The following is a 12,045-nucleotide window of genomic DNA, read 5'->3' as shown; positions in this document are numbered from 1 at the left end:
GCGAAAGCGGTCTAATATTTAACAGGCAAAGCCGAGTCTAAAAGCAAAGCAAGTCTACACTAAAACTTCACATTCAATAAATCGCCACTTAACTGTAAAATGACCAATTCTGCAAGTTTTGCATTGTATTTTGCTTGATTTCTGCTTAGTTCGGCATTTAATAGATTGATTTGTGCTTGACGGAATTCAATAGAGTTTACTTGTCCAATTTTGAACTTTTCTTTAGAACGATCAAAGTTATTCTGCGCCGTTTTAATATTTTCTTCCTGCAGCTGAAAAATTAACACTTTATTTTGGTAATCGTCCCAAGCATTGTTAAAATTACGTTCCAAATCGATCAGCGTTTGTTCTTTTTGTAATTGTTGATTTTCAAGCGCAATCTTAGCATTTTTTACACGAGTTATAGTACTTCCGCCATCAAACAAGTTCCACGTTAAATTCAATCCGCCAGAAAGTCCTGTGTTGGTAGAAACTGCTACGAATGATGCAGCGTTGTTGTTGTTTCTGTTCCAACCGTAGCTTCCTATTAAACCAATTGTAGGTAAGTACTGTGATCGATTTGATTTTATATCTAACGAGCTGATATTGATGTTTTTTTCTACTTGTAAGATAGATACGTTATTTGCTTTCGTTTTAGCCCATAAATCGTCTTTATTGAGTTGAAATAGAAACGAAATATTTGTATCTACATTAAAATCTTGTGTAAGCTTATTTCCTAAAATAACATTCAAATCGCGTTTAGCATTTATCAATTGCTGTTCAGTATTTACAATACTAATACTGTCATTATTAATATCAACTTGAGCGTTTAAAACATCTAGTTTTGTGTTTTGACCATATTCAAACTGATATTCCGAACGTACCAAACGATCTTTTGAAATTTCAAAGGTTTCTTTGATAGCATTTGTATTTTCAGAAAGTTGCGCTACCGAATAGTACACAGAAAATAATTGTAGCAGCGTATTTTCAATGGTTTCTCGCGCTTCCAATTCAGAAAGTTGGTATTGCTCTTTTAATCGTTTATAATTATACAATCGACCCAAACCATCAAATAATGTATAATTTAAGTTTACAGAAGCATTGTATCGAGAACTTTCCGCACCATTTAATGTAGTGGTATTTCCATTAGAAAATTCAGCTTCAGTATTGTCCAAATTATACGTAGCTCCTGCGTTTCCTGTGAGTGTTGGTAAATATCCTGAATTGAGAATGCTAGTATTATTTTCAGCAATCTCTACAGTATTGTTTGCTATTTGAATTCCGTAATTGTGCGAAAGTGTCAATTGAACGGCTTCATCTGGCGTAAGCAATTGTTGTGCATTCATATACATTCCGAAGAATGCCAAGATATAGATTATGTAACTTTTACTGTACATCTGCTTCGTTTTCATTTTGTTCGTTTAACGCTTGTGTAGTTTCTGCGCTATTTTCCTTGAGAGAATATATGGTTTCTGTTGCGGCTAATTTTTCGATTTCTTTAGCTTCAATACGTTTTTGTTCATGTTGTTGTTCTTTCACAACACGTTCTACTTCTTCTTTTGAAACTTCTCGGTTGTAATACAGCCACTTTGCATGTTGCTTTATGTAATTACTGAACGATAAAAAGATTGGCAATACGATTAGAGTTAAAATCGTCGCAAAACCAATTCCATATGCGATAGAAACTGCCATTGGAATTAAGAATTTTGCTTGCCTACTTTGTTCTAAAATTAATGGAGCTAATCCGGCAACGGTTGTAATAGAAGTTAAGAAAATAGCTCTAAAACGTGCACGTCCAGCTTCGTATAAAGCTTTGTCAAACAACATTCCTTCGCGTAAATTATTATTAAACTTACCGATAAGAACGAGTCCGTCATTCACCATAATTCCAATGAGCGCAATAATTCCTAACATAGAAAGAATGTTTACGGAATAATCATGAATCCAATGTCCCCAAGCTACCGCAGGCAAACTCAACGGAATTAATAGTAATAAAAGTAAAGGTTGACTGTAACTTCTAAAGGTAAACGCAATGACAATATAAATTAAGATAAGCACAGTAATTCCTACAGGCGCTAACGAATCTAATAACTTATTACGTTCTCTATTTTGTCCTTCGTAAGATGGTGTTACCGTTGGATAACGTGATAATATTTCAGGCATAATATCATTTTTGATTTCTGCCATAATATCTGTCGGACTTGTTTTTTTGGTGTCTTTGATATCTGCAGAAACTTGAATTTCTCGACGACCTTCCAAATGATTGATGGCAACGTCTCCACGTTCAATGCTGTAATTTGCAATTTCTTTTAATGGCACGCGCTGTCCGTTTGGTGTAATGATGCGCATATCGTCTAAATCATTAATAGAAGAACGATTTGGTCTGTCGTAACGAATCCAAACTCTAATTTCATCTTGTCCGCGTTGAAAACGTTGTGCTTGCGCTCCAAAAAATGCAGATCGTACTTGCGACATTACGGTTCGTAAGTTTAAACCAAGCGCATAAGCCGTTTCGTTGAGTTCTAAACGAATTTCTTTAATTCCTGCTGGATCTGTATCAGTGACATCTTTTAATAAGACATTGTTTTTTAATACTTCTTTTAGTTCTGCTTTTACTGCTTTTAACTCAGTAATATTGTTTCCTAATAAGGAGACAGACACTGGAAGTCCGCCAAAGTTTCCTCCACTTCCGTATACTAAGCTTTCAATACCAATAATGTCGCCAACTGCATCTTTGACTTGGTTTGAAACAAGATTGGATGTAATTTCATTTGGACGTTCTTCTCCAGGTAATAAATTGATAACGAGTGAAGCTGTAGAAGAACCAGGACCTACACGACGAATCATATTTTCAACCAAATACTTTTCAGCATCTGCGCCAATATATTCATCGTTTATTTTTTTAGTGACTGTTATAGCTTTGTTTTCTATGTATGAAATAATGCTGTCGGTAACTTTTTCATTGGTTCCATTTGGCATATTGAGTGTAATGGTAACTCTATCACTGGCAATTCTTGGAAAAAATGCACCTCTTATGATTCCTGCCTTAAAACTTGCTTGTGTTAAAATTAAAAAGACAATGAAAAACGAAAACATTAAAAACTTATGCTTTAGTGCAAATCGTAATGTTGGACTGTACACTTTATCGCGTAGCCAACTCATGATAAAATCACCAAATGTATTGATGTAGCGCAGTTTTGAAAACAATCTTGGTAATAATCCTTTTGGTTCTTTATTTTGTTTTCGCAATGCTTTAGAATGTGCTAAATGCGCAGGTAAAATAATTAAAGCTTCTACCAGCGATACAACTAATGTAAGCATTACTACAATAGAAACTTCTCCGAAAAATTCACCAATTCGACCATCTAAAAACAAGAAGATACTAAACGCTAGTATTGTAGTTAAAATGGCTGATATAATAGCAGGTAATACTTCCATAACACCGTCAATAGCAGCTTCTTCAGGAGATTTTCCTTTTTCGTATTGTTGATAGATATTTTCTGCAATCACAATTCCATCATCCACCAAAATACCAATTACAATAATCATCCCAAAAAGAGACAATACATTAATCGTAATATTGAAATAACCCGCAAGCATAAACATTCCTAAAAAGGCAACTGGCAATCCAAATGCTACCCAAAATGCTAAACGCGTATTAAGGAATAATGATAAAAATATAAGTACGAGAATCATTCCTATCACTGCATTTTCAGTTAATAATGCTGTACGCTGTACTAAAGTGGTCGATAAATCTCGAACTACATCTAATTGTACGTTATCATATTTTTGATTGAATTCGGCAATATATTCTTTGGTTTTTTCTGCGGAAGAAATTAAATCTTCAGTATTGGTACTTGTGATGCTTACATTAATAGAAAGATTACCGTCAAAATAATTGGCGTTTGGTGTTTCCGAAAACTGATCGCGCACTTCGGCAACATCTTTTAAGCGAATAATTCTTCCAGATGCATCTGATTTTACCACCAAGTTAGACAGTTCATCTGCATAATACGAACGTGAATTTGCACGAATTAAATATTCTTCGGCATTTGTTTTTATGGTTCCACCTGTGGTAATTAAACTCGCCTGATTGATAGCATTAGAGACTTCTGTAAATGATAAATTGTAGGCTAATAAATTGGTTTCATTAACGGCGATTTCTATTTCCTCGTCAGGATATCCTGTAATTTCTATCTGTGAAATTCCATCAATACCACGCAAATCGTTTTCTACTTGTCGTCCTATTTGTTTTAGGGTAGCTAATGGAATATTACTTCCGCTAATGGCAAAAGAAATGGTTTCTCGTACAGCTTCTCGCTTTGCGACAACCAAAGGTTCCATACCTGTTGGAAATGAAGGTACGCGATCTACGGCATTTTTTATTTCCAGTAACATGAAGTCAATATCGCGCCCTTTTTCAATTTCGACATTGATGGTTCCGCTATTTTCTCTGGATGTTGAGGTAACTCGCTCTACACCATTTAAACCTTTAAGATTATCTTCTATTTTGAGTACAATTCCTTCTTCAATTTCTTGTGGCGAAGCTCCAGGATAGGTAATATTAATATTTACATTCTTAGAATCGACTAACGGGAAAAAGGAAGACTTTAATGTAAAAGCACCGTACAAACCAAAGGCAACAAACACTGCAATCACAATGTTTACTGCAACACTGTGTTTTATAAAGTAAGCAATTAGTTTTCTCATGACTTACTCTGCGTTTTTAGTTTTTATAATTTTTACGTTGATTTTTTTGGGTTGAAGTGGCTGTACCAACATTCCGGCATATGCGCCAGGGACTGGTTTGGATAAAATGACTGTTCCGTCAGGAATATTTTTTAAGACAGCTTTTTTATCTGAAAAGTATACTGGTTTTACATCAATAACATCCAAAACACTATCACGTACAATAAACACTTGATTATTGTCTAAAACCAAACTTCTGTTTACTTCAATTGCATTTTTTTCGTCTTTTGCATTCAGATTAGCTTCTAAATACATTCCTTCTTTTAGTTTCTCGTCTTTAACTTCTATATATGCTGTAATAGTTTGTGTAGTAGCATCAATACTTCCGTTGACACGAGAAACAACACCTGAAAATGTTTCTGTATTCTCAAGATTATTCAAAGCTACTTTTTCTCCAACATTCAATAAACTAGCGTATTTTTTACTCAGCGCAACTTCCATTTCATAGACAGAATCATCAATAAATTCACCTAGTTTTTGTCCGTTTCTAACCAAAGAACCTTCAGTAACTAGAGCTTCTGTTAATATTCCTGAAAAAGGCGCACTAATGGTATATTTTGCTAATCGCTGTTCTAAATTCTTAACATTATAATAGTTTGTTACAATGCTACGTCCTGTAATAAAGTATTTTTCTTTTTCCGTAGTCATTTCTGGTAACTTCGGCGTTGTTTTATTTAGATCAAAATTCGTTAAATATTGTTGCCATTTTGGATATACTTCAGGAAAATCTAATCGTAAATCGGGCATTATAGCTGCAATAGAGTTGTACAAATTACTTTTAGACGATTGTACATTGGCATAATATTCGGCAGCATCAATACGAATTAATGTTTGTCCCGCGCGATACTTTTGCCCAGGTTTAAATAATTTTCCACTTGGTTTAAAAACACCTTGTACTTCTGCATACAATTCTACACGACGCTTTGCTGTGAGATTTCCGTTTGCAGGAATAATAATAGGAATTGTTTTATTTTGAACTGTATCTGTATAGACTGTTTTAATCACTTTCTCCGGGACAGGTCTCTTTTTCTTCTTACTATTAGCTATAATATTTCCAAAGTAAATAGCACCTACAATAAGAAGTGCTCCAAGAACCGAAAGTACTATGTTTCGCATTTGGTGGGATTATTTTGATGGTTTGACTGCAAATTTATCTATAAGTTTAATGTAAGAGTCTTAAAAAAAACTTAATAAAATTTACAATCTAGTAGAATGAGACTCAAAGGTATATGTTAAAAAGAAAGAATAGTAAGCAAAATATATCTTGCAAGTATCATTTTTTATTGTAATTTAGGAAGTCAAAACGTAATTGAATTTATAGGATAGATATAAAAATATTGTAGTAAAAACATACGTTTGACGCTTTTTTTTGTCGTTTCGTAGTAAATTAGCAATGATATAACATAAAATATTTTGTCAAACCCTATAATTTTATACTTTTACACCGTTATGGCAAAATTAAACCAAAAGACCCTGTTGTGTTTTGTTGTATTAGCGTTAGCTTTTTTGACATCAACACACGCCCAACAAATCGTACCTCCGCCACCTGGTCCGCCGCCTCCACCGGGATTCCCGATAGATGCTGGACTTATAGGTGTGTTAGCCGCTGGACTTTTGTATGGTATTCGGAAAAAAGTGAAAAAGTAATTACTTCGACAGCCCCTGAAGTCTTGCTACATATTTCCCTATAACATCAAATTCCAAATTTACAATTGAGCCAACTTTCATATATTGAAAGACTGTATGGCTATATGTATATGGAATGATGGCTACTGAAAATGAATTCCTTTTAGAATTTACCACCGTTAAACTTGTACCATTTACTGTAATTGACCCTTTTTCTATGGTGATATTATTTAATGATGAATCGTACTCAAATGTATAGTACCAACTTCCATCACTCTCTTTTACTGAAGTACATGTTGCTACTTGATCCACATGTCCTTGTACAATGTGCCCGTCTAAACGATCTCCTAATTTCATAGCGCGTTCTAAATTGACACGATCGTCTACTTTCCAAGTACCTAAATTTGTTTTTTCTAAAGTTTCTTGAATTGCCGTTACTACATAGGTGTTTTTATCAAGGTTTCTGTCAACAACAGTAAGGCAAACACCATTGTGCGCTACACTTTGATCAATTTTTAATTCCTCTGTCAAACTACTCTGAACCGTAATATGAACGTTTTCTTTTTCTTGCTCAAGATGCGTTATCACACCTAATTCTTCAATAATCCCTGTAAACATCTATTAATTTAGTTAAATTTGCATGTAAAATTAAGAAATAAAAGTTTGAATACTTAAATGAAGAAAGAGGAAAAAATAAAAGTAGGGATTTCCGTTGGAGACTTAAATGGTATCGGGACAGAAGTAGTTTTGAAAACATTTAAAGACAACAGAATGCTTGAATTATGTACACCTGTTATTTTTGGATCTACCAAAATCTTATCATTTCAGAAGAAACATTTCAATATACATACAAGCTTTCACGGCATTCCAAGTGCTGATAAAGCGCAACACGGAAAAATAAATGTAGTTAATATTTCAAAAGATCCTGTTACGATTGAATACGGAAAATCATCAGAAGAAGTTGGAAAATTTGCTATAAAATCATTTACGGAAGCTACAAAAGCTCTAAAAGATGGTTTGATTGATGTATTAGTTACAGCTCCTATTAATAAACACAATGTACAGTCGGAAGATTTTAAATTTCCTGGGCATACGGATTATTTAGGACAAACTTTAGAAGGAGACAGTTTAATGTTGATGGTAAACGATGCACTTCGTGTTGGGTTATTAACAGATCATGTTGCGGTAAAAGATGTTTCTGCGGCAATCACTCCTGAACTTATAGAAAAGAAAGTAGACATTATATATAATACCTTAAAACAAGATTTCGGAATTACAAAACCAAAAATTGCAGTTTTAGGTATAAATCCACATGTTGGAGATAATGGAGTTATAGGTGAAGAAGATGATGAGATATTAAAGCCGACATTAGAAAAAATTAAAAATGCAGGGAAACTCGTTTTTGGTCCATATGCCGCCGATAGCTTTTTTGCATCTAGTAATTACAGAAACTTTGATGCAATCTTGGCAGCGTATCATGATCAAGGATTGATTCCGTTTAAAACTTTATCTTTTGGACAAGGTGTAAACTTTACGGCCGGACTTAATAAAGTACGTACATCACCCGATCATGGAACTGCTTATGAAATTGCCGGAAAAAACAAAGCAGATCATAACTCATTTAAAGAAGCAGTATTCACTGGAATACAGATTTTTAGAAACAGAAATATATACAAAGAGGTCGCTAAAAACCCTCTAAAAAAGCAGCCTAGTAAGATATAAACAAAAAAATGTTAACAACTTACTGTTGATTAAGAAAAATTTATATCTTTGCACGCTCGAAACTGATGTTTAAGATGATGGAACTAAAGGACTTTACGATTCCTTTTATAGGATTAAAAGAAGGAAAACACCAGTTTGATTATCAAATTGATAATTCGTTCTTTGAACTTTTTGACTTTGATGAATACAACAAAGCAAATGTTGAGGTAATGTTGTCATTTCACAAAAAAACAACCATGCTTGAATTAACCTTCAAAGCTTCTGGAACTGTAAATATAAATTGTGATGTAACAAATGAGCCTTTCAATTTGCCTGTTGGAGGAGATTTAAACTTAATTGTGAAATTCGGAAACGAATACAATGATGAAAACGAAGAAATTCTCATTGTTCCACATGGAGAGTACGAAATCAATGTTGCACAATATATATATGAAATGATTGTGTTGTCAGTTCCTTCAAAAAGAATTCATCCAGGTATTGAAGATGGTACATTACAATCTGAAATATTAGAAAAGTTAGAAGAATTACAACCTGGTACAGAAAAAAAAGAAACTGAAGAGGAAATTGATCCTCGTTGGAATACATTAAAAAAACTATTAACGGATAATAAATAATATAGAAAATGGCACATCCTAAGAGAAAAATCTCGAAAACAAGAAGAGATAAGAGAAGAACTCATTATAAAGCAACTGTTCCTCAAATCGCTACGTGCCCAACTACTGGTGAAGCACACTTATATCACAGAGCTCACTGGCACGAAGGAAAATTATATTACAGAGGAAAAGTATTGATTGATAATACAACAGAAGAAAACTTAGCATAACATATTATATGTTTAGTCATAAAAGCTCTCACTTTCGTGAGAGTTTTTTATTTGTTCGTTTTTTTTTGTTAAAAATGTAAAAACGACATATTTTGCCGAGATTATCAGAGAATTTTAGTAATTTCGTTTAATTTTTAATGAATTTTTGTTAAAAAGCAAAAAAAACCAACGTTAAGGTATGACCAAAATTACAGCAGCAATAACAGCTGTAGGAGCATATACTCCTGATTATGTATTGACCAACAAGATACTTGAAACAATGGTTGATACTAACGATGAGTGGATAACTACTCGAACAGGTATCAAAGAACGCAGAATTCTTAAAGAAGAAGGAGCAGGAACTTCATACTTGGCTATCAAAGCCGCGGAAGACTTAATCGCAAAGAAAAACTTAGACCCTAAAGAAATAGACTTGGTAATTGTTGCTACAGCAACACCTGATATGCCTGTAGCTTCTACAGCAGTATATACAGCCAGTAAAATAGGTGCTACAAATGCCTTTGCTTTTGATTTGCAAGCTGCGTGTTCAAGTTTCTTATACGGAATGTCTACAGCAGCCAGTTATGTACAATCTGGACGTTACAAGAAAGTATTATTAATTGGAGCCGATAAAATGTCTTCAATTATCGATTACACTGACAGAGCCACATGTATCATTTTTGGTGATGGAGCAGGAGCTGTTCTATTTGAACCAAATGAAGAAGGATTAGGACTGCAAGATGAATACCTAAGAAGTGATGGTGTTGGACGTGAATTCCTAAAAATTGATGCCGGTGGATCTATTTTACCAGCTTCCGAAGAAACTGTAAAGAACAATCAACATACCGTATTTCAAGACGGAAAAACAGTCTTCAAGTTCGCAGTATCTAACATGGCAGATGTAAGTGCCAAAATTATGGAAGATAACAACCTGTCGAATGAAGATGTACAATGGTTGGTGCCTCACCAAGCCAATAAACGTATCATTGATGCCACAGCAAGGCGTATGGGCGTAGATGAAAGTAAAGTTATGGTAAATATTCAACGTTATGGAAATACAACTTCTGGAACGTTACCTTTGTGTTTACATGACTATGAAAAACAACTCAAAAAAGGAGATAACCTTATCTTTGCTGCTTTTGGTGGTGGATTTACATGGGGAGCTATCTACCTAAAATGGGCATATAATTCAAACTAGAAACGACTAAAACCTATCTCATGGATTTAAAAGAAATTCAAAGCTTAATTAAATTCGTAGCTAAATCTGGTGCAAGTGAAGTAAAACTTGAAATGGAAGATGTAAAAATTACCATTAAAACCGGAGAAACTAAAGGCGAAATGACAACTGTAGTGCAGCAAATTCCTATGGCAGGAATTCCACAACAACCCGCAGCACCAGTAGTTCCTGTAGCACAACCCGCAGCACCAGCTGCTAGTGAAGCTCCAGCAGCAGCCACAAGCGATGACTCAAAATATGTTACTATAAAATCACCTATCATTGGTACTTTTTACAGAAAACCATCTCCAGACAAACCTGCTTTTGTAGAAGTTGGAGACTCAATTTCTGTAGGAAGTGTACTTTGTGTGATTGAAGCAATGAAACTTTTCAACGAAATTGAATCTGAAGTTTCAGGAAAAATAGTGAAAGTCTTAGTAGATGACTCTTCACCGGTAGAATTTGATCAACCATTATTCTTGGTAGATCCATCATAAGGAATTTTAAATAACACTTGAAGCAGTAGAAGCAATTCTGCAATTCAAAAAGTGAATGATTTAAATTTCAAAATTTAAAATTTCAAGAGATGTTCAAAAAAATATTAGTTGCAAACAGAGGTGAAATAGCGCTAAGAGTTATTAGAACCTGCAAAGAAATGGGTATCAAAACAGTTGCTGTATATTCAAAAGCAGATGTTGATAGCCTACACGTACGATTTGCTGACGAAGCGGTTTGTATTGGACCAGCTCCAAGTAGCGAATCTTATTTAAAAATGGCAAATATTATTGCTGCTGCAGAAATTACAAATGCAGACGCTATTCATCCAGGATACGGATTCTTATCTGAAAATGCCAAATTCTCAAAAATTTGTGAGGAACACGATATTAAATTTATCGGAGCCAGTGAAGAAATGATTTCTAAAATGGGAGACAAAGCTACTGCAAAAGCCACGATGAAAGCTGCAGGTGTGCCTTGTGTTCCAGGAAGTGAAGGAATCATTGAAAGTTTTGAAGAATGTGAAAAACTAGCTGTAGAAACAGGATATCCTGTAATGCTTAAAGCAACTGCTGGTGGTGGTGGAAAAGGAATGCGTGCTGTTTGGAAACCAGAAGATTTAAGAGACGCTTGGGATTCTGCTCGACAAGAATCTAAAGCTGCTTTTGGAAATGATGATATGTACATGGAAAAATTGATTGAAGAACCAAGACACATCGAAATTCAGGTGGTTGGAGATTCTTCAGGAAAAGCATGTCACTTGTCAGAGCGTGATTGTTCTGTACAACGTCGTCACCAAAAATTAACAGAAGAAGTGCCTTCTCCATTCATGACAGACGATTTACGTACACGTATGGGAGAAGCTGCTGTAAAAGCTGCAGAATTTATTAAATATGAAGGTGCTGGAACAGTAGAATTCTTAGTAGATAAGCACAGAAACTTCTACTTTATGGAAATGAATACACGTATTCAAGTAGAACACCCAATTACTGAACAAGTAATTGATTTTGACTTGATTCGTGAGCAAATATTAGTAGCAGCTGGTGTGCCAATTTCTGGTAAAAACTATACACCAAATTTACACTCTATAGAATGTAGAATTAATGCAGAAGATCCGTTTAATAACTTCAGACCTTCTCCAGGAAGAATTACTACATTACACGCGCCAGGCGGACACGGAGTTCGTTTAGATACGCATGTATATGCTGGATATTCAATTCCACCAAACTACGATTCTATGATTGCAAAGTTAATCACAACGGCGCAAACACGTGAAGAAGCTATCAATAAAATGAAACGTGCTTTAGATGAGTTCGTAATTGAAGGAATTAAAACAACAATTCCTTTCCACAGACAATTGATGGATCATCCTGATTATGTTGCTGGAAATTACACAACAAAATTCATGGAAGATTTCGAAATGCAAGAAGAAACAGAATAAATTCTATTTCATATA

The 12,045-nt window shown here is 34.5% G+C and carries 10 protein-coding genes; 6 read left to right on the top strand and 4 right to left on the bottom strand.

Annotated elements, in window-relative coordinates; all coding sequences use genetic code 11:
* Window positions 1-59: 59 nt before the first annotated feature.
* The 4 genes from ACOQOS_RS14350 to ACOQOS_RS14335 all read right to left on the bottom strand — a co-directional run bounded on the left by ACOQOS_RS14350 (window position 60) and on the right by ACOQOS_RS14335 (window position 6,972).
* Complete coding sequence (locus ACOQOS_RS14350; protein WP_420571155.1) at window positions 60-1,391, bottom strand: TolC family protein; 1,332 nt, start codon at window positions 1,389-1,391, stop codon at window positions 60-62.
* On the bottom strand, window positions 1,366-4,689 hold the full coding sequence (locus ACOQOS_RS14345) for an efflux RND transporter permease subunit (RefSeq protein WP_420571154.1): 3,324 nt from the start codon (window positions 4,687-4,689) through the stop codon (window positions 1,366-1,368). Before ACOQOS_RS14345 ends, ACOQOS_RS14350 begins: the two co-directional genes overlap by 26 nt.
* A 3-nt stretch (window positions 4,690-4,692) precedes the next feature.
* On the bottom strand, window positions 4,693-5,844 hold the full coding sequence (locus tag ACOQOS_RS14340) for an efflux RND transporter periplasmic adaptor subunit (protein WP_420571153.1): 1,152 nt from the start codon (window positions 5,842-5,844) through the stop codon (window positions 4,693-4,695).
* Window positions 5,845-6,375: 531 nt separating this feature from the next.
* Complete coding sequence (locus ACOQOS_RS14335; protein WP_420571152.1) at window positions 6,376-6,972, bottom strand: riboflavin synthase; 597 nt, start codon at window positions 6,970-6,972, stop codon at window positions 6,376-6,378.
* A gap of 57 nt (window positions 6,973-7,029) precedes the next feature.
* Here ACOQOS_RS14335 and pdxA point away from each other — a divergent pair, with 57 nt between their 5' ends.
* From pdxA to accC, 6 genes are all read left to right on the top strand, one after another.
* A complete protein-coding gene (gene pdxA, locus ACOQOS_RS14330; protein WP_420571151.1) occupies window positions 7,030-8,076 on the top strand; it encodes a 4-hydroxythreonine-4-phosphate dehydrogenase PdxA in 1,047 nt (348 codons plus the stop codon).
* A 74-nt stretch (window positions 8,077-8,150) separates the two neighbouring features.
* Complete coding sequence (locus ACOQOS_RS14325) at window positions 8,151-8,690, top strand: YceD family protein (protein WP_420571150.1); 540 nt, start codon at window positions 8,151-8,153, stop codon at window positions 8,688-8,690.
* A gap of 8 nt (window positions 8,691-8,698) precedes the next feature.
* Window positions 8,699-8,899 (top strand): 50S ribosomal protein L32, encoded by a 201-nt coding sequence (rpmF, locus tag ACOQOS_RS14320; RefSeq protein WP_290677258.1) that lies wholly within the window; start codon window positions 8,699-8,701, stop codon window positions 8,897-8,899.
* A gap of 178 nt (window positions 8,900-9,077) precedes the next feature.
* The gene (locus ACOQOS_RS14315; protein WP_420571149.1) at window positions 9,078-10,076 is read left to right on the top strand and encodes a beta-ketoacyl-ACP synthase III; all 999 of its coding nucleotides are present in this window, start codon (window positions 9,078-9,080) and stop codon (window positions 10,074-10,076) included.
* A gap of 20 nt (window positions 10,077-10,096) precedes the next feature.
* On the top strand, window positions 10,097-10,591 hold the full coding sequence (gene accB / locus ACOQOS_RS14310) for an acetyl-CoA carboxylase biotin carboxyl carrier protein (protein ID WP_420571148.1): 495 nt from the start codon (window positions 10,097-10,099) through the stop codon (window positions 10,589-10,591).
* An 89-nt stretch (window positions 10,592-10,680) separates the two neighbouring features.
* Window positions 10,681-12,030, top strand: coding sequence for an acetyl-CoA carboxylase biotin carboxylase subunit (gene accC / locus ACOQOS_RS14305; RefSeq protein WP_420571147.1), 1,350 nt, complete (start codon window positions 10,681-10,683; stop codon window positions 12,028-12,030).
* Window positions 12,031-12,045: the final 15 nt, after the last annotated feature.

The sequence above is a fragment of the Kordia sp. genome, from assembly GCF_965224175.1.
Classification (GTDB): Bacteria; Bacteroidota; Bacteroidia; order Flavobacteriales; family Flavobacteriaceae; genus Kordia.
The sequence above is the reverse complement of the archived record's forward strand: the minus strand, read 5'-3'. Positions and strand labels throughout refer to the sequence as shown.